General features: G+C 62.8%; 23 protein-coding genes and 1 pseudogene. 6 read left to right on the top strand and 18 right to left on the bottom strand.

The annotated features are described in order from the left end of the window. Nucleotides 1–41: 41 nt before the first annotated feature. The 3 genes from ACIGJB_RS31165 to ACIGJB_RS31175 all read right to left on the bottom strand — a co-directional run bounded on the left by ACIGJB_RS31165 (nt 42) and on the right by ACIGJB_RS31175 (nt 1,663). Entirely contained in the window at nt 42–422 is a 381-nt protein-coding gene (locus ACIGJB_RS31165; protein WP_483735172.1) for a hypothetical protein, read from the bottom strand. A gap of 200 nt (nt 423–622) precedes the next feature. After that, nucleotides 623–1,003 (bottom strand): hypothetical protein, encoded by a 381-nt coding sequence (locus tag ACIGJB_RS31170; RefSeq protein WP_483735173.1) that lies wholly within the window; start codon nt 1,001–1,003, stop codon nt 623–625. Between the two features lie 192 nt (nt 1,004–1,195). Further along, nucleotides 1,196–1,663, bottom strand: coding sequence for an outer membrane lipoprotein (locus ACIGJB_RS31175; RefSeq protein ID WP_483735174.1), 468 nt, complete (start codon nt 1,661–1,663; stop codon nt 1,196–1,198). A gap of 255 nt (nt 1,664–1,918) precedes the next feature. On the opposite strand from ACIGJB_RS31175, the gene ACIGJB_RS31180 reads away from it, so the two are divergent. Then, complete coding sequence (locus ACIGJB_RS31180) at nt 1,919–3,049, top strand: IS110 family RNA-guided transposase (RefSeq protein WP_483735175.1); 1,131 nt, start codon at nt 1,919–1,921, stop codon at nt 3,047–3,049. A 387-nt stretch (nt 3,050–3,436) separates the two neighbouring features. Here ACIGJB_RS31180 and ACIGJB_RS31185 read toward each other — a convergent pair whose 3' ends face one another. From ACIGJB_RS31185 to ACIGJB_RS31250, 14 genes are all read right to left on the bottom strand, one after another. After that, nucleotides 3,437–4,117, bottom strand: coding sequence for a hypothetical protein (locus ACIGJB_RS31185; protein ID WP_483734773.1), 681 nt, complete (start codon nt 4,115–4,117; stop codon nt 3,437–3,439). Nucleotides 4,118–4,332: 215 nt separating this feature from the next. Further along, nucleotides 4,333–5,127, bottom strand: a complete 795-nt coding sequence (locus ACIGJB_RS31190) for a PRTRC system ThiF family protein (RefSeq protein ID WP_483734774.1) — start codon at nt 5,125–5,127, stop codon at nt 4,333–4,335. Beyond that, nucleotides 5,127–5,768 carry a PRTRC system protein A gene (locus ACIGJB_RS31195; RefSeq protein WP_483734775.1) on the bottom strand — a complete coding sequence of 214 codons (642 nt, stop codon included), beginning with the start codon at nt 5,766–5,768 and terminating at the stop codon, nt 5,127–5,129. Before ACIGJB_RS31195 ends, ACIGJB_RS31190 begins: the two co-directional genes overlap by 1 nt. Before the next feature lie 8 nt (nt 5,769–5,776). Further along, nucleotides 5,777–6,493: a PRTRC system protein B gene (locus ACIGJB_RS31200; protein WP_483734776.1), complete on the bottom strand. Its 717-nt coding sequence runs from the start codon at nt 6,491–6,493 to the stop codon at nt 5,777–5,779. Between the two features lie 9 nt (nt 6,494–6,502). Further along, nucleotides 6,503–7,633 (bottom strand): PRTRC system protein F, encoded by a 1,131-nt coding sequence (locus tag ACIGJB_RS31205; RefSeq protein WP_483734777.1) that lies wholly within the window; start codon nt 7,631–7,633, stop codon nt 6,503–6,505. 102 nt (nt 7,634–7,735) lie between these two features. Then, the gene (locus ACIGJB_RS31210) at nt 7,736–7,954 is read right to left on the bottom strand and encodes a PRTRC system protein C (protein ID WP_483734778.1); all 219 of its coding nucleotides are present in this window, start codon (nt 7,952–7,954) and stop codon (nt 7,736–7,738) included. 17 nt (nt 7,955–7,971) lie between these two features. Then, nucleotides 7,972–8,433, bottom strand: a complete 462-nt coding sequence (locus tag ACIGJB_RS31215; protein ID WP_483734779.1) for a PRTRC system protein E — start codon at nt 8,431–8,433, stop codon at nt 7,972–7,974. A gap of 65 nt (nt 8,434–8,498) precedes the next feature. Then, nucleotides 8,499–10,163 (bottom strand): PRTRC system ParB family protein, encoded by a 1,665-nt coding sequence (locus ACIGJB_RS31220; protein ID WP_483734780.1) that lies wholly within the window; start codon nt 10,161–10,163, stop codon nt 8,499–8,501. 150 nt (nt 10,164–10,313) lie between these two features. Continuing rightward, nucleotides 10,314–10,727: a hypothetical protein gene (locus ACIGJB_RS31225; protein ID WP_483734781.1), complete on the bottom strand. Its 414-nt coding sequence runs from the start codon at nt 10,725–10,727 to the stop codon at nt 10,314–10,316. 78 nt (nt 10,728–10,805) lie between these two features. Then, nucleotides 10,806–11,084 (bottom strand): HU family DNA-binding protein, encoded by a 279-nt coding sequence (locus ACIGJB_RS31230; RefSeq protein ID WP_483734782.1) that lies wholly within the window; start codon nt 11,082–11,084, stop codon nt 10,806–10,808. A gap of 307 nt (nt 11,085–11,391) precedes the next feature. Then, a complete protein-coding gene (locus ACIGJB_RS31235; RefSeq protein WP_483734783.1) occupies nt 11,392–11,793 on the bottom strand; it encodes a PIN domain-containing protein in 402 nt (133 codons plus the stop codon). Further along, entirely contained in the window at nt 11,794–12,030 is a 237-nt protein-coding gene (gene vapB, locus ACIGJB_RS31240; protein WP_483734784.1) for a type II toxin-antitoxin system VapB family antitoxin, read from the bottom strand. Between the two features lie 295 nt (nt 12,031–12,325). Beyond that, nucleotides 12,326–13,021 (bottom strand): hypothetical protein, encoded by a 696-nt coding sequence (locus ACIGJB_RS31245; RefSeq protein ID WP_483734785.1) that lies wholly within the window; start codon nt 13,019–13,021, stop codon nt 12,326–12,328. 108 nt (nt 13,022–13,129) lie between these two features. Then, nucleotides 13,130–13,609: a hypothetical protein gene (locus ACIGJB_RS31250; protein ID WP_483734786.1), complete on the bottom strand. Its 480-nt coding sequence runs from the start codon at nt 13,607–13,609 to the stop codon at nt 13,130–13,132. 142 nt (nt 13,610–13,751) lie between these two features. On the opposite strand from ACIGJB_RS31250, the gene ACIGJB_RS31255 reads away from it, so the two are divergent. The 5 genes and pseudogenes from ACIGJB_RS31255 to ACIGJB_RS31275 all read left to right on the top strand — a co-directional run bounded on the left by ACIGJB_RS31255 (nt 13,752) and on the right by ACIGJB_RS31275 (nt 16,021). After that, the gene (locus ACIGJB_RS31255) at nt 13,752–14,084 is read left to right on the top strand and encodes a hypothetical protein (protein ID WP_483734787.1); all 333 of its coding nucleotides are present in this window, start codon (nt 13,752–13,754) and stop codon (nt 14,082–14,084) included. Between the two features lie 25 nt (nt 14,085–14,109). Continuing rightward, on the top strand, nt 14,110–14,868 hold the full coding sequence (locus tag ACIGJB_RS31260) for a hypothetical protein (protein ID WP_483734788.1): 759 nt from the start codon (nt 14,110–14,112) through the stop codon (nt 14,866–14,868). A gap of 51 nt (nt 14,869–14,919) precedes the next feature. Continuing rightward, entirely contained in the window at nt 14,920–15,213 is a 294-nt protein-coding gene (locus ACIGJB_RS31265; RefSeq protein ID WP_483734789.1) for a hypothetical protein, read from the top strand. After that, a pseudogene (locus ACIGJB_RS31270) lies at nt 15,185–15,852 on the top strand (DNA/RNA non-specific endonuclease). The gene ACIGJB_RS31265 and the pseudogene ACIGJB_RS31270 overlap by 29 nt, the downstream one beginning before the upstream one ends. A gap of 13 nt (nt 15,853–15,865) precedes the next feature. Then, nucleotides 15,866–16,021 carry a hypothetical protein gene (locus tag ACIGJB_RS31275; RefSeq protein WP_483734790.1) on the top strand — a complete coding sequence of 52 codons (156 nt, stop codon included), beginning with the start codon at nt 15,866–15,868 and terminating at the stop codon, nt 16,019–16,021. 76 nt (nt 16,022–16,097) lie between these two features. Here the strand turns inward: ACIGJB_RS31275 and ACIGJB_RS31280 are convergent, their stop codons facing one another. Beyond that, a complete protein-coding gene (locus ACIGJB_RS31280) occupies nt 16,098–17,243 on the bottom strand; it encodes an integrase domain-containing protein (protein WP_483734791.1) in 1,146 nt (381 codons plus the stop codon). Between the last annotated feature and the right edge of the window lie 709 nt (nt 17,244–17,952).

Raw genomic sequence — 17,952 nt, forward strand, 5'->3', positions numbered from 1 at the left:
ACGTAAAGGTGACTTTGCTGAGGGTCGTCATGGGTAACACCTCAGCTGCGCCGGCCTGCCACCACGCGCAGCGTGGCAACGAGCGAGGCATAGCCTTCGGGCGATCCAATCGACTGCAGGCAGACCGCATTGTCGCGTCCACCCGTATGGTCATCGCGTCCGCGGCAGGTACGAAAGCTCAGGCGGGCCGCGTTCTGCTGTGGCGCGTGGGCAATCTGCACATACAGTGTGTCAGTATGCAGGGCATACATCTCTGCCTGGTGGCGGTGATGCCTGCGCTCGCGGACGGTGAAATCACGCTGACGCAGGCCGAGGTCGCACGCCAGGCGGTGCATGACGCGGGACGCGTCGCGTTTGAGGGTCGCGCAGGCCGCGGCGTTGCCGGGTTGATGCGGTTGGGTAAAGGATTTGGGGATCTTCATGGCAAGTCTCTGGTGAAACGGGACAGCCATCCCCAACGGGACGGTGTCCCGCAAAGGGTGAAGGTCTGGGCAAGCCAGACGGAGGTTCGATGCGTCGGAGACGTTCAAAAAGTGTTTGCCGAATCGCTCACCAATTGAGTAAGCACACTCGCGCGGGAAGCGCAGCGCCCGGAGGCGCCACGCATTCCGGAATCGTCAGATCAGTCGAGATCCAGCGCACGGTAGATGACACGCGCCGTCTGCCACGCCTGTTCGCGGTTGAACATCTTGGCCTTGAGCAGCTTGCGCAGTGTCGTGGTGCCGGTGGCGCCTTCCAAGGTGGTCTCGATGTGATCGACATGCACGCGCCATCCTTCCGAGCAGCCGCGTTCGACTGAGACGGCAAAGCGATGGCGGGCGTGCTCCGGCGGCCAGGCCGCGTCGGGCAACAGGCCATATTGCGCTTCGTTGGCATCGGCAAGGAAATTCGCCGGGATGATCCACTCGGGTTCGAGTTCGATCGCACGCAGCGTGCGTGCCAGCAGGTTGGTGACCTGGTCGACGGTCTTGCCTTCGGTTTGGATCGGGGTAACGGTTTGCATAGTCGGCTCCATATAACGGGACGCCGCTCACGAGGGCGGTGCCCCGTGGGTGCAAAGGATGTCCTGGCGGTGCCAGGCATGAGTTTCGATGCGTCTGTGACGCCATCAAAAGCGCTTGCCCAAGCCCGAAGGCTGGGGCAAGCCCTCTCGGGGCTTGCAAGGGATGGGAGCACCGGCAAGCCGCTGCTCAGATCAACGCGTCAGGCGATAGCCGCCGCCCGAGGACACCAGATACAGCCGCTCGCCGGTGACGAACTGCTGATTCGCGCCTTGTGCCACGACGAGCTGGCGACCGCTGTCCGTGCGGACAATGACCTCCACGCCGTCGCGCTGCGACAGGTGCGTGGCCGCCACTTGGCCGATGACACCGGCTGCCGTGCCCGAGAGCGCGCCAGCGATGTAACGGCCGTCACCGTTGCCGATGACACGTGCACCGAGTACCGCGCCAACCACCGTACTGAGGATGGCCGGCACGCCCGAGCCAGCCGATAGCATGCTGTCGCCAGCAATGACGACATTGCGCACACGCAGCACCGTCACCTGCTCGGCGGAACCGGCGCGCATGGCGTCGGAGCCGCGATAGACATTTGGCGAAGCTTGTGCAGCGCAGCCGGTGATCAGGCTGATGATGGCGACGATCAGGAAGATACGTTGGAACATGATGGCCTCACCTGAAAATGGGCCAACATGCCCACGGGCAGGAAGGCCCGTAGGGGAAGGGAAAAGCTGTGCTAGCAGAAATGCCGGCGAGGTCGATGCGTCAACGACGCGAGAAGTGCAGCAATGTTAGTCAGTATGACTCCCGTGGAGGCAAGGGCTGGCCGCCGTGAGGAATCAAACGCGGGTTAGCATCTCTGCCAGAGCCGCATGGAGTGGGCAAGGCCACACCCGGCGATTTTCAGCACGGAGGCCAGCATGGAACACGATAGCACGCTGTACGTGGGTCTGGATGTTCATAAGGACTCGATCACCGTCGCCTACGCACGCGGACTGGGCGAGGTCGAACTGCTTGGCAAGATCGGTACGTCGAAGCCGGACATCGATCGCTTGTGCAAGCGTCTGCAGGACAAGGCACGACACATTCACGTCGTCTACGAGGCGGGGCCATGTGGGTATGGACTTTACCGGCAGCTTGCCAGCAAGGGGATCGAGTGCATGGTATGCGCACCGTCGCTGATCCCGAAGAAGCCCGGTGAGCGCATCAAGACCGACCGGCGCGATGCGATCAAGCTCGTGCGATCGTTGCGCGCCGGCGACCTGTCGGCGGTATATGTACCAAGCGTCGAGGATGAAGCATTCCGGGACCTGTCACGCGCCTGGGTCAGCGCCAAGGACGATCTGAAGCGCGCCCGCCAACGCCTGAAGGCCTTTCTACTCTCGCACGGGGTGCGCTATGCCGGCAGAGCCGACTGGGGACCAGCCCATCGGCGCTGGATCAGTACCTTTGCATTCGACATCGTGTGGCAGCAACTCACCTTTGAGGAGTATCGATGTGCGATCGAGGATCGCCTCGCGCAATGCAGTCGTCTCGAAGCGGCCTTACGTGAGGCCGTGGTCAACTGGCGTTTCTATCCGGCTGTACTTGGCTTGCAGACCATGCGCGGCGTGCAATTCACCACGGCAGTTGGCATGCTCGCCGAGTTGGGTGACCTCTCGCGCTTCACGCATCCGCGCCAACTGATGGCCTGGCTCGGCGTGACGCCCACCGAGCACTCATCAGGCGAGAAACGACGCCAGGGCAGCATCACCAAGAACGGCAATAGCTATGCACGAAAGCTGCTGGTCGAGGCGGCCTGGAGTTACCGGCATCCGGCACGCGTGAGCCTCGGAATCCAGCGCCGGCACGAAGGCATCCCAAAGGCCATCGTCGACCGATCCTGGGATGCCCAGGTTCGACTGTGCCGGCGCTATCGGAAACTAGCCGCGCGCGGCAAGAACCCGAACATTGCAGTGGTGGCGGTGGCCCGCGAACTGAGCGGATTCATCTGGGACGTCAGCCGGCTCGCGATGTCGCTGGCTGTACCGAACGAGGCACAGGCAACGTAATCCAGCACGCGAAGTATCAATCTATCTGACCTTGCTGTGAAACCAGTTTCCTGAAGGCGGCGTAGCCCGGCACACGAGCAACCCGCGGCCCTGCTAGGCAACGGATTCCATCCGGACTTGCGGCGTTAGATGGCGGCAGGCTCATTGGGCGGACCTCTGTAATGCGGTAACCAACCCGCGGATATCAGCGTGATCCACCGTCGAGACTTACTGCTACGTCGCCTTCAGGAAATTGGGTGAGGAGCAATATGAATCTGTGAAACTGAACCAAACCAATCTCGATTGACACGGGGAGTCATATCAGCAGGCTGGGCACCGCTTGTGGAGCCTCATCAGGCGTACCCGTCGATGCGGATAGAGCGGGGGGTGACCGTAATCCGGACGCCGTCACGCTGCAGCCCGTTGGCTGTCTGGTGTCGGTACGTCCGCGGGCTCCACGCGAGCGACGGGGGCCGGCGAATCCGCCCAGAAGAGCAGTGCCGGGCCGTCAGGCTTGCGTGGTCGCACGGTGCCGACAAAGTCTTCGCGCCCGTAGAGGCTGACGCGCGTATTGTCGGTACCGTTGTGATGGAGATAGACGCGGCTGTGGTTATCGGCGAACTTGCCTTCCAGCGCCTGAAGGACGCGATGGAAGTCGTAGAGGTGGCGCGGATCACACTGCCCAGGCTCACCGCTTCCCCGATGGGGACCGATGGCACGGCGGTAGATGGGGTAGCCCGCATCGGGCCGCACAAATTCGAAGGGCGTGCCGCCGTGCACCAGTTCGGCCCAGCCGGGCCGGTCAGTATCGAGGCGCAGTTCCAACGAGCCGAACCTGCCACGCACCGGCTTCACGCACTCGATGACGTTGTGGGGCAGGATGCAGCCAACGCAGATGGCGTCGCCAAGCTGGTTGGCCTTCTCTGCGCGGAAAACGCCCATGCGTTTGCCGTCCATGGCAACGAGGCGCGTTTCACGTGGCATGGCCTCAACGAAGACGCCGTTGAGCCAATAGCGACAGTCATGCTTGGGCGCGAGCAACGCGATCGCCTTGAGCTGGCGCGGTTCAATCTGGATGGTTTGATTCACGTGTGTGCTCCCAAAAAACAGGAGCACAGCCGCAAGGGACAATGCCCCTGCGGGTGATGAAGGCCTGACCGAGGTCAGAATTGAAAAAGTCGATGCGTCTGGGACGCGAGAAGTGCCGTGATGGTAGCAGCCTGGATGCGGGCCGTGCAATTGTGCCGACGAAGAAAAGAAACCCACTGAGTTCGGGGGTGGGTGCATGAAATCGCGACGCGCCGTCATGCCGCCTTGGCACGCTTGCGCGTGGCCTTGGCGGTCACGTCGTAGCCGAATCGGACCCATGCGGCGGGGTCGATCGGCAACGGATTGGTGCGTCCTGCTTCCAGGTTGACGAACACGCCCGAGTACTTCAGCGTGCCCGTCCGGAAGAGCGTCCACAACAGGTTGAAGGCCTGCACGGCGATCGCCTGATTGATGACCAGCGACTGCTTGCGCAGCGCGTCGGCCATCGAACAGGACGGTGCCGTATCGGCCTTGTCGCCCTTGGGATCGATCAGTTCCGGGAACAGGTCCCCCACGTGGGGCAGGCGCGTCTTCCGCTCGCCGCGCACCTGGCCAAGAATCACCTGTCCACGATCGGTCTCGTTGCCGCAGTCTAGGTAGTAGCCACCGGGACCGCGCTCCATCGCGCCAAGAATGGCCTTGCGGGCCGTGCGTGAATCCACACAACCGATCACCATGTCGCAAACAAAGCGGTCCTTGCCGTCGATCCGTCGCGGGCGAGCCTCCCAACGGGTACCCATCAGCAGGTTCAGCCGGTTCACCAGTAGCGTCGCCTTGTGCTGGCCGACGTCGTTCGGGTAGAAGCCCTGCCGGCCGACATTGGTTTCGCTCACGGTGTCGTCATCGTAAACCGTGCACTCGATGCCGTCCGGGTGACCGAGTTCAAGCATGGCGTGGTGCAGCCGGGCCAGCGCCGGGAGCAAGGCGCTGCCGGTACCGCCGGCGCCCACCACCACCACCTTCCAGGCGTCGTTGCGCATCGATTCTGGGATACGGTGCTCGAACGTCATCACACCACCTCCCGCGCAGCGACCGCCGCGTACCAGTCACCCGGCACGCGCTCGACGGTCTCGAAGATCCCTTTGGCGCAGAGCCGCAGACACAGCGAGGGCGTCGCCGCGAGGCAGTTGCCCATCACAAACGCGAACTTCACGTCGTGCTGGTCATCCTCGTTGTCCGTCGATGAGAAGAACGCCGGGAAGGTGCCGTGCGAATGGCAGTCCACCACCAGCACCTCGTCATCGGTCAGCACCGGTCGGTCGTATTTCAAATGACCGTGCCCGTACGACAGGATCTGGACTGGCACCAACCGGAATGCGCCGGTTGCCGGGCTCCAGACGATCCAGCCGCCCGTCTCGTTGGGCATGGCCGAACGCGCCATCTCGGCAAACTGCCCGATCAGGTGCGCAGGAAGCTTGCCGCAGCGCAGATCCGTCGCCTCGGCCACGATGCCATACGGCACAGCGGTTTTGACGTCGAACTGGCCCACACGGCGCACGAGCCGCAGCCAGGGTCGCGACACCTCCAGAAACACGCCATTGGCGGTGATGAGCATGCGTTCTCCGGTCGTTTCCAGCGGCGCCAGTTCGCCGAAGCGAGGCACCATCACGGTCGGAAAGGATTGCTGCAGGGTAATGTCCATCGGATGCATGTTCAGTCTCAGAATTTCCCGGCAATCAGGTTGCCGAGGGATTGGTTCATGGGGATGAGGGCAACTTGCGGAAAGGTTGGGAACTTCCCATCCAGCATGTCGCGCCAGAAGGCGTAGAAGCCATCGGCATAGTCGACACGCTTGCCGCCGTGATTGGGATGGGTGAAGGCCGAGGCGAAGAACGCCTCTTCCCAGCCGGCGATGCACGCCGCGTCGATCTGCTTGGGCACGTGGGCCGTACCGATGCAGATCTTCCCGAGGTCCCAGGTATTGAAATAAGGCGGCTCGTACAGCATCGAGTCCGGCGTCGGGCGCTCGTCCTCGATCAGGGCGAACACACGAAAGCCAGCAGGCGACGCATGAAAGACCAGACCGGGATGGGGCACCACGGCACTGCGCTGGCCCAGTTCCTCACAGTCGAAGAACACGCGGCGATTGCCGGGCGGGCACCACCAGGTGATAGCCTCCGGGCTGATCGACAGCACGTTGGGCGTGAGGAACTCGCCCTTGGGCAGCGAGGCCTCGGCGACCTGACGCACCGCCTGGATCAGTGCACGCCGGTTCAATGGCGTGCCGGCCCCAATGACGGGTCGCCCCGTCTGACCGTCGGTCTCGATGCGATGCGCGGTGGCATAGCAAAATGCACTGAGCCCAGTCCCATAAAACAGAATGGCCCCTTGCAGGGCCACATCATGGTCGCGGGAAGCACTTTGAATCTTGGCCATGTGGCCCTCCTATTCCGAAATTAAGGTAAGAACGCGGTCGAATGCCGCAATGACGTCCATCATGTCGGCCAGTTGCTTGAACTGGCGTCGGATGGCGCGCGGGGTGTTTGCCAGCGGTATCAGAGATTGATACATCGTGGCGTCGCCACCCGAGTTCAGGGACTCAAAGTGGTCATCGAGGATCTCGCCAACCCAGTGCCCCCTCCACATGCAGAGCGTTGTCGCCGAGTAGGCCGGTTCCGCCCATTGCGAGTCTTTGAGTGCACGGCTGCGCGTGGTGCGGGCAAGTACCGCCTGCAGATTCAGCAGCGCCCGGCAGATGCGGCGCGGCAGGCCACGCTGGCGCACCGCCAGCGCTTGCAGTTGCGCGGGTCGCAGGCATTCGATGCGCAGCCTCTTGTCGCGGCGCGCAAAGGCCGGCACCGCGTCATCCGGGGCCAGCACTGGCAGGACCGAGGACGGCAAGTACCGCTCGACCAACAAGTGGTCGTCGCCGAACCGCTCGGCAAGAAACTCCCGCGCTTCGTCGTCGCTCATGGTCGGATCGCACTCCCACCACCAACGGGCGAACATGTCCGCCAGCTCGTCCGGCGTGCGCACGTAGAGCGAGCGGCCCGCCGCCTGGTTGACAAGGTAAATGGCCGTGTACAGCAAGGCCGGATCGGCGCGGCGCATCAGATCGGCACGCTCGCCGATCTCGAACACATCCTCCTGTTCCAGCTCGATCGCCAGGTACAACGGCGCATGGAGGTCGGCGTCGTGACCGAACTGATCGACCTGCTCCCTTGCGGCAGGCTGGTCGAGCAGCGCGAACCCGAAGTTCAGCCGCTTGCACTTGGGCGTGCGCCGGCGCAGCCAGGTGAACATGGCCTGCGCGAACGCATCGCCGGCACTGGTCGCCCCGTGCACGTCCCGGGCCGCCAGCACGCCGGTCTCAAACTGCTTGCGGATCAGCTTGAGCGTGTCCGCGCTGTCGCTGTACTGCAGCTTACCGTGGGCAGGAATCTCGGCCGGCAGCGTGGGCAGCGTCAGAAAACCATGGGCAGGTCGACGACGGGCAGCGGGAGGCTGTCGCGATGACGTCCAGCCGGGCCCTGATGTAATGAAGCTTTCATCAGATGGGCGAGGATCGAACAGCACGATTCCATCTCCTCAGAATGTAAAAAGACCGCCCTGTCGGACGGTTTCTGGTTGGAAGGCAGGCAGAAGTCCGGACTGGACAGTGCCTGCATCAAGTCACGCTTACGCATGGCAGCCCTTGGCGCCGGCGGCGCGCACGAACGTGTAGCGCATGACGGTGCCGTTGTGCTCCGGGCCGTCCACCGTGGCGGTGGTCAGCTCGGGGTACTGGGCGGTGTACATATCGCGCACCTGGTCGGGCGAGAACGCCGGGCCGGGATCCATCAGGGTCATGCCGTTGTAGGTGAACTCACGGATCAGTTGCTGGACGGTCAGGCTCACGGTTGGCTCCTTGTCCGTTACAGCAGGTCAGCGAGGTTGGTGCCGATCGACTCGGGCGACGACGCCTGGGGCGCGGGGGCCGCAGCGTTGCCCTCGCCCTCGTCGTTGTCGTTGTCTTCCGTGCCGTCAGCCCCGCCCTCATCATCCGAAGACGATGCGGCCGGCTTGCCGTTGGCCTTGGAGAGTGCCTTCTGTGCCTTGGTGGACTGCGCGCTGGTCGCGGCGTTCAGGATCGACGCGGTCGCTTCGATTTGGTCGGCCAACGAGCGATGCGAGACCGACACCGAGGCGATCGCCTGGGCGAAACCTTCATCCAGTTCCGCCGGGGATGCGGTCAGGGCGAGAGGCGTGGCCAGTGCCGCGTCAGCGGCCTTGGAAACCACCGGGGCAACAACCACAGCCATCGCTTCACCTTTCATGGTGAGCGTCAGCACAACTTTGTCGCACGCGGCGACGAGCGGAACGAGTTCCTGAAACATGGGGAGATCCTTGAATAGATGGAATAAAGGGGGAAGTCCGACCGCCGGTGGGCGGTCGGTCGCGATCAGAAGCGCAGAACTTTCGGCAGCTTGCCCGCATAGTCAAAGCCTTCGACGTTGAGCAACGCCTCGATCAAATCCGGCTTGGACTTGTTGAAGACCTTGGTGAAGCTGTCACCGAGCGCGGCACGCAGGCCCAGCTCGTCGGCCAGCACCTTCATTTCCGACTTGGTGAGCAGTTCCAGGAAGTCCTTGGACTTCTGCAGGTTCCAATGCTGGCGCAGGTCCAGCTTGTGGTACTGGCACATCGCCACGAGGTGATGGACTTCGATCCCCTCGATGGCCGCGACAGTCATCGCGGTGGTCAGCGTTGCACGCTTGCCGGCGTCCAGCTCCTGCACGGTGATCAGGTTCTTCTTGAGGTCGGTGGACGAAACCTTCTCGTCCGTCAGCTTCTCGAAGATCTTGCCCATGGTGTCGCCACCAATGTTGCGCGAGAGGCCGGACAGCGCCACCGCCAGCAAATAGACGTTGGCGGTCTCGGAAACGCTTGCTGCCTCGCGGCGCAGCGCTTTGCGCCACAGCGCGACCCGGTAGGTTTTCACCTTCTCGGTCTCACTGATGCGCGTGACAGCCTTTTCTTCAGCGGGAGCCTTGGTCGAGCCTTTGGCAGTTGCGGTTGCACCCGCGGCCGCCGTGACAGGCTCCTGCGCGTTCGCCTTGGCGTCGCGCTCGGCCTTCAGGCGTGCTGCGATCTTCTTGCTATTGCAAGCCGTGTCGAAGCACTGGCCGCGGAAGACCTTGCCAATGCTGTCCGGCAGCGCACTGACGGCCGCGCCGTAGTGCTCGCAGGCGTGGCAGGCCTTCGCCTGTTCCTCGCCAACGCCGGTCGGACCGTCCACCACCAGTTGCACGCGCGTATGGTTGTCCCCTGCACGCACAATCCGGATCACCGGGTACTCATCCTTCAGGCCGTAGGCAACCGTTTCCAACTGCTTGTCGGTCTTCTGGGTGAAGCATGCGCGGTTGGTGCAATTGCCGGTCGCAATGGCCTCGCCGAACATTTCCGTCTGCAACGACGAGTTGTGCGGGCAGGCAGCGCAGTCGGCCTTGTCAAAGATCGCCGTAGCGAGGCTGCACGCGGCGGCCTCGATGGTCTTCTTCAGTTCGGCCACCGACTTCTTCTCGCCCACGATGACGGGCAGGAGTTTGTCCTGCTTGTCCTTGGCGAGCGTCGCCAGCAGTTCGGCGTGGCCGAGCTGGATGGTGCGGGTGTTGAGCGAGTCCAGAACGGACGTGCTGCAGTTCATGAGCGCCAGGCGCTTGTCCAGCGTGGAGCGGGACCAGCCCAGGTTCTTGGCGGCTTCCTCGCGGTCGCCCTTGAGTTGTCCAACGATCCGCGCGGCAGCCACGGCTTCCTCGGAAGGCGCCATGTCCGCACGCTGGACGTTCTCGATGAGGGCGAGCCGGTCAGCTTCCTCTTCGGTCATCTCGCGGATGGTGACAGGGATCGGGTAGTCGTCGCCGTGCGCCGCTTTCGCAGCACGCAGGCGGCGCTCACCGGCCACCAGCTCGAATGCGTCCTCGCCCAACGGGCGAATCAGGATCGGCTGGATGACGCCGTTCTCGCGAACGGAATCGGTGAGTTCGGCCATTTCAGCAGGATCGAAATACTTGCGCGGATTACGGCCAGGATTGATCTTACCAATGGCGATGGTGGGGTTCAGCATGATGGGGTTCTCCGAAACGGAAATGGGAACCCGTTGCCGCACCGGGAACAGGTTCCCGATGGGGTAAGAAAAGTGAGATTGGCAGCCCGGCGAAGCGGGAGGCCAAGTTACTGCAAAAAGCTGCGCACCGGGTGGTGCGAGGTCGATGCGTCAGGGACGCTGAAGTAGCCGCAAGGATAAACCAATTGTGCCTGCTGCGCCAGATCTGCCGGGGTTGGCGCCAGAACGCGCATTGCCCGCGTGCGCCTTTCCTAATTGGGCATCCTTTTCGAGGGATCTGCCGAGAAGCATGACCCCGCCACCCAAGAGCCCGAGGATCATCGAAGCAAAGTAGGCCGAAAATGGTTCATCCCCAAACTTCAGGCAGAAAACGATGAGGGCGCCGGCCATTATGGCCACGCCGGTCACGAATACGATACTGTGGAGGCGAAGCCCCTCGGTTGCTGCTTCTTTAATCGCTTTCTTCATTTTGGCTTTTTCTTCATTGTTGCCAGTGGCGAGCCAAACGCGTAGCACTTCGGTTGTGAAGCGTTTGCGCAGCGTTGCGTAGATCTTGATTGCCATGCCGCTTTTTTCCGATCAAGCTGCCCACTTGAAGTCACCCACAAGGCAGCGGCAAGGATCAGGCGTCAGCTCGCCTATTTAGTTGTTGACAGCATCCTTGAACTTTTGGCCCGCCTTGAACTTCACGGTCTTGGCTGCTTCGACCTTGATCTCTTCGCCAGTCTGAGGGTTGCGCGCAATACGCTCGGCGCGTTCGCCCTTGCTGAAGCTGCCGAAGCCGATCAAGTTCAGGGTGTCACCCTTCGCCACGGCGGCCATGATGGTGTTGATGGTAACGTTCAGCGCCTGCTCCGCTTTGACCTTCGTCATGCCGTCCACACCAGCCGCGATGGCGTCGATCAGTTCGGTTTTCGTCATGCTTTGCTCCTTCTCAAGTTGATAAATTCCTGCTGCCATCAGTGCCGGGGCAACGGCTTTTCTTGACCATGTTGTCAACGGATTAGGGCCGCGATCATTTCATACGTTGTATGGCCGAAGCCGAGTACGAATGCATGGCAAGTACTCCAAGCTCGGTATTTGCGCACTGCTGAGATTACTGCAATGAGCCCGACTACGACGGCCATCAACTTGAGCCCGTTACCTTGCATGACGCCCCGTTTCGTTGGGCCTGGTTGAGTCCCATCACCTTGCGCATGTCCGTCTGAATCTGCTGGATGCCTTTTTCCTAGTCGTAAAGCCAGTTCCCAAGCTTGACGCCGGGATAACTGGCAAAGTCACGCTCGTTGTTGGTGACCAGCACCGCATCGAGCGCCACCGCGTGCGCAGCAATCAGCTTGTCCAAGTGATCCTTCTTGCGCTCGCGCGTCGCCTCGCGGATCGGGCCGTAGGCTTGTGCCGCTGATGCATCGAATGGCACCACCGGAATGTCTTCGATCAGCGCAGCGAGGTTCCGGCGTTCGCGTGCGCGGTTCGCGGACATAGCAACGCCGTACTCCAACTCGGCATACGTGATCGCGGACATGACCACATCCCCCACATAGCACTGTGCAAAGCGCTTTGCGACTTGTTCAGGCTGGTTCTTCATCAAGTAAATGCACATGTTCGTGTCGAGCAAGAAGCGTGGCATTTACAGGGCCTCGCGTTCAGCTTGCTCTTGCTCGCCCCGACCTTCGGCCAGGAAATCCGGTCCAAACTTGGCGAACTTCTTCAGCACACCAGCGAGCGGCCGGCGTGCCGGCCGGATGCGCAGCTCGTCACCCACGCGTTCGATTTCCAGCTCCACGTCCGTGCGCTCAAAGGCCAGGTCAGCCGGAATGCGCACGGCCTGAGAATTGCCATTCTTGAAAGCCTTGGTGGTGTGCATGTTGATCCTCATCCACGGATGTACAATGGATGTACTATAGACCACCGCAAAGCAAATGTAAATCCATGTGTGTACGTGACGCGTGCACCGCGCTTCCCTGCCCCAGAGGCCGGCATCGCATCAGATCACCCTGACAATGGTCGCCAGGCGCACTGGATCGCTTTCGACAAAAAAACGCCAACGCTCTCCATGGGAGCGCTAGTGCTACTGGTCACGGGGTCGTAGCGGAAGCGCTACGGAAACCCATCATAGCTGGCAATCCAGCAATTTCACCCGCCGTAAGCTCACGAATTTGCTATCTCTTTCGACGGATGGCGCCATTTCTGACATCACCCCGCAAAAGAAAGAAAGCCCCCGAGAACCGGAGGACCTTGTCGGCCACGCGCTTCGCAATCGGAATGCGACCGCGACGCAGCCGCTGACGAAAGTGCTCAAGGACGCCTGGCGCAAACTCCGGCTCGCCGCCGGCCGCTTTCACCATGTCGACCAGTTGGCCGAGTGTGGCAATCGGATCGGGCTGCAACAGCTTCCAGATCCAGACGCCCGGTGCCAGCGTAGCGAAAGCCGCGCGGCGGGCGCTGGCCTTCCAGCGAATGAATGCGGCAGTCCAGCACGCGGTTCCCATCGCTTCGACGAAGCCACAGTTGAAACCGAACACGATGCGGCGGCCGTCATGCGAGATGCGTACCCGTTTCTGCGAGATCACCGGGCGCATGATGGCCGGCCCCTCGTCGACCAGCAGTTGGTGGCTCAGCCGCGCTTCGCCGTGAAGACGATCGTCGGCCCGCAGTTCCAGCGTAGGCAACGGCTGCGCCAGATCCGACACCGCTTGCCGCACGAAATCGCCGGCTCGCATCCGGAAGCGCGCAAACACCGCGATGGAGGTGCGGACCTCGGCGCCTTCCTCCCGGAAGGCGCTTACCGGCAGGTCGAACACGCCGACCACGCGCCTTGCGGCATCGCTGAACGGATCGCCGAGGCCCTGATCCATGAATATGCGCTTGCGCAGGCACTGGACGCGGCGCAGGTCGTGGTGGCACTGCTGCCGACGACCTTCGTCGACATGTTCGCCGGCCGGATCATCGGAAAGGCTTTGGCGTTACTTCAGGACGATGCCCGCCTTGCGCAGCCGGTTGACGACATTCCAGCGATATCGCGTCGCCTCGGCCGGATCCTGCACGGATGAATAATCCGGCATGCGCTCATTGCCAGGCTTGCCGCCCGGCTTTTCAAAGCTCACGGCTTCCACGCCGTGATGTGCCGCTTGCAACTGCGTGAGCGACCAGGACAACTCGAACGTCGCGATGGCGTCCCAACGAGCCGGGATGGATTCGTTGTCGAACCAGACCTCGCCAATGCCGTCCAGAATTGCGGTGACCTTGTATTCGTTGCCCTCGCCGCTCGGGACGGCGCGGATCTCGAAGCGCAGCACATCGGCCGGCGGATGCCAGAACACCCGATCCAGCATCCGTCGATAGGCCTGCGCTTCGATGGTGGCCAGCTCGCGGTAGTACGGCTCACCGGGAGCGGCGAGTGCCCGCTCATCGCGGGGCCGGGTGCCGAGGTCGACGTCCTTCATGGGGATGCAGTTCAGGGGCTGATTGGCCGGTCATCCGGCGTAAGAGACGCGAAATCATACGTCATTCGCCAGGTAAGACCGCTCGATTCGCCCCGACAATGGTAACTGCCGCACTGGGTCCGCCTGCCAAACAACCCGCCGCGTGAACCCCACTAAGAACACCCTTCCCGACGATGATTTTCCCCAACCCGAAACCGTGCTGGCGATCCGCGGCGCCATTGCGCTTGGCCGACAGGGCGGACCCCAGCCTCCCGATGGCTCACGGCCTGCCGAGTTCTGGGGGATCGGCCACCTCGCCCGCAATGCTTCCGACGCGATGCACGAGGCGATCGAGCCGTTCAAGCGCCTGGTAGGCGACGCCACCGTGCACCTGCAGGACCAGGTTAATGCGCTCAAGCGCGCCGCCAGCGCCATCGACGGCATCTACCCGGCCCGATTTGAGGATGAGCCGCTGCCTGCCAATAACCACGGCTGACCTGCAACAACCTTCGGACCGATCCATGCAACACGCCATCGCCAATCTGCTCGCCAAGACCGAACAGTACCTGCAGCTTCCCCCGTCGCCGCCTGACCGGGCCCACCCACGCCGACGCGGGCCGGTCGCGAATCTTGGCATAATGCGCGCCAGATTCCCGCCAACCCGCCCCACCATGGCCGACGACCTTCTCAACTGCGCCCACTGCGACAGCCAGCCTCGATTCATCGCCAACCGCTTCGAGGCGCTCATCGCCTGCACCGGCTGCGGTATGTCCACCCCACCCCAATCCCTTGACGCCGGCCGCGACCAGGCCCATGTCGTCCTGCGCGGCATCTGGAACACCCGCGTCACCCCGCGGCCGACCGAGCAACACGAGCTATCGGCCATCGTCCGCAAGGAACTGACCAGCTCCGACCTCGGCACCGTGCTCGCGCTCATCGCACGCAATGAAGATGACTGGGAAGCGCGCGGGCCGCTGTTCGCCGCTATGGCCGAAAAGCTGTTGCAGCCCGAACCCTTCCTGCAGGATATCGTGCCAGCAGAGATCTTGCTCAAGGATGCCAGCCGCTACCGCAAACTCATGCGCCGCGCCAAGGTCATTCAGATTGACGGCCGCCCGTGGATCCACATCGAACCCATCGACGCGCTGGCCGCGACTGTCTCTGAAGAACTATTCGGCGGCACGCTCATCCTGGACGAGTTTCTGGCGCGCGTGCTGGATACCACGCCGGACAGCGACCACGCCATGGCGTCGCCGCTGGGGAAGAAGCCGAAGCCTTGACTTTGCATGAGCCTCGGCAAGATAGCGACATCTTCTTTCCGAACAACACGCATGCAAAAGCATCTGTTCCTTGCTGCCGCTATCGCTGCAGCCTTTGTCTGCAGCGCCGTCAGCACCGTTGTCAGTACCGCCGCCTACGCCAAAGGCCCGGCGACCGATTGTCCGCACATCTTCGGCACCAACGGCCAGCCGCGTGTCGTGGCCATCGCCCCGGCCAGCCACACGCAGTTCCTGTGCTTCCGCGGCTATGCCGTGCAAACGTCCGCCGGCACCCGCACCGCGTTGTGGTCGGCCGAGAACCTGACGGGCCCAGGCCGTGCTGGCCGCCCGTACCGTCCCGCGTGACAGTGATTTCTACGAAGAAGCAGAGATTCCCGCCGCCGACCGTGCCCGGCTGTCCGACTACGGTCGCGGCACCGGCCTCGATCGCCGGCACCTCGCGCCATCGGGAGACTTCCCCGACCTGGCCTCGCTGTCCGAGAGCTTCAGCCTAGCCAACGTCGTGCCGCAGGCCGCGGCGAGCAATCGCCGGCGATGGAGCCACATCGAAACCTCGACCCGGCGCATGCGTTTGTGGTCACCGGCCCGGCGTTCGACCCCGCCCAGCCCGCCCGCCTCAACGGCCGGATTTCGATTCCTACCTATATGTGGAAGGTGGTCGATGTGCCCGGTGTCGGGGCTGCCTCCTACGTCGCCCGCAACGACGCGACGCCCCGGTACGCGGTGGTGAGCATTGCCGAGCTGGCCAGCTTGGCAGGCGTCGATCCGTTCCCGCGCGTCGACAAAGCATACCGCGATGCGCCCATGACGCTGCTCGTCCCGACGCCGCACCCGGGCGAGAAGGCGGGCCGCAAGGTCAGCCTCGCCACCCTCACGTCCACCGCCGTTGGACGGTCGGCGCTGCCCGACGCGCAGGAGCCCCGGCATGTCTGGCGGCATTCCCGCGCCCTGCCTTTCGTTCGCGCGGTCCTCGCCCGCTATTAATCAGGAAATCGCTATGGAACGCATCAAACAAGCCATCCACGTCTTGCGCACCGACAAGGAAGCGCGCTACGGCGTCATTGGGGCCATCGCCTTGGTGCTGTTCGTGTGCTGGTGGGGCGCAGCCGGCCACTGGGACGACTCCCCTTACCTGCCGAACTTCCTGCGGTGAGCGCCAAGCCAAGCCCGTTTAGCCAGTTAAAACGGGCCGCCACGTGTTTGCAGTCAGGGACGAACCCTGATTGGACTTAGTTGCCGGCCGGCAACTTCGCCAGTAGCCGGTACAGCGCCTGTCGCGAGATTCCCAACGCCTGCGCGGCCTTGGCCTTGTTACCGCCAGCGGCAGCGAGTGCCTCCTGTGCCTCACCCGGCTTGACCTGCGGCTTCTCCTGCCGCGCCATGGCAGAGAAAGTCGAGAGGTAAGCGCCGGTCTTTGACGCCTTGCTGTGCCCGGCAGCTTCGACGACAGCCTGGATCGCTTGCCGGTGCAACTCAAGGTCTGGCGCCTTCCCGCCCTTGACCGGGGCGTCCACACCGGCCAATGTCCTGTAATACTCCTGAAGCCACTGATGCCGCAGCCCGTGGCTCGTCACACCCAACCCCTTCTTATAGATCCCGTACTTGCGCAGCACATCGTTGTAGTGGGATCGCCACTCCTGTATGGAATAGGTCGCAGGTGTTGTCGAACCACTCGATGGATCCACCAGCGCCGCCGCCTCTTCCAGTACCGTCAGCCGCAGCTGCACCGGCACCTCGCGCTCGCGCCCGCCCTTTGTCCCATCCACGACGCGCAGCGTGTCCAAGTTGCGCAAGGCCGTACTGATCTTCAGCGCGAAGCTCTCCTCGATCCGCAGGCCGAATGCCGCCTGCAGCTTCAGTTGCATCGCTACGCGCGGGTGCTCAGCGCCGATCTCCGCAATCTTGGCCGTGGCGTCGACGCCGTTTCCCGCCCAGGATTTGTCTGTCGTCGTCACGTAGTTGCGCACCAGGCCGTGTTCTTCGCGATCAACGTAGTCGCCCAGCGTCCGGATCAGGTTGTATTTGCCAATCCACTGACAAAACGCCTTCAGGTGCGACAGCTTGTTCTCGATCGTCCCACCCGACTGCTGCTGCGACACCCAGTGATCCACCAGCGCCTGCACATGCTTGTGCCGCAGCGAATATGGGCTCTCAACGTGGAACCCGCATGCGCGCAGTTCCACGAATGAGCGACAAACCGTGTACATCCGCCGCTCCTGCGTCTTGATCGACGCGTTCTTGTGGCTCATCCGCGTTTGGCTGAGGATCTTCTTCACGTTGCCGGTCACCGCAACCTCGATCTCAGCCTTCATCCTCGTTGGCATGTCGTACCTGGCCAGCAAGCCGCGTACGTCAAGCGCTAATGCTTGCCGCATTCGTCATCCCTCTATCTCAAGTTGCGCTGTGCGCCGGACCCGCGCTCGCATCCCCCGTGACGCGCTGCGCTAATCCCTCTCTGGCACATGTCTTGTTGCCGTTTGCCGTCGGCCACGGTCCTGCCTTCCGATCCTTTAGCGATCCCCTTGCTGGTCGGCCCCACACGCGGAAGTGCGTGTCATGACCGTCCCGTTCCCTCGCCACCAGGCGCGCTGCGCGCAATCTGGCCGACAGGGTTCGGGCTACCCCGGTTGCCGGGATCGCTCCCGACATGTACGCCGACCAGTGCTTGCGCACCCGCCTTCGCCACCCGTGTAACTCTTGTTGCGCTGTTTCTTGTGACGGTCGCGCTCACCGTGCTCATATCGTTCCAGAGAGTTCATGGCCTTGTGCCATGCAATCCCCCGACCCCCAGGTGACGACATCTGGACCGCCGTGTATTGAGCCCGCAGTGTTCGTCTACCCCGCATCTCGCTGACGGGCGTGGCTATATGTCGGAGGCTGCAATGTGTCCGAGTGTCCGGTTTCCACATGTCCTCATCACGTCCAAGTCTTCCAGACAGCCCGCAAAGCCAAGCGGCATCGCAGTGTCCGATGTCCTCAGTGTGGGCCAGTATGTGCTTGTGGCGAAAGAAAAAAATGCCGCGACGGTGTGCGGCGTGGACATAGAGGCGACCGACGACCCATTTCGGGCGGTGTCGGTGCTTG

Source organism: Cupriavidus sp. C2SS-8b, from assembly GCF_057073745.1.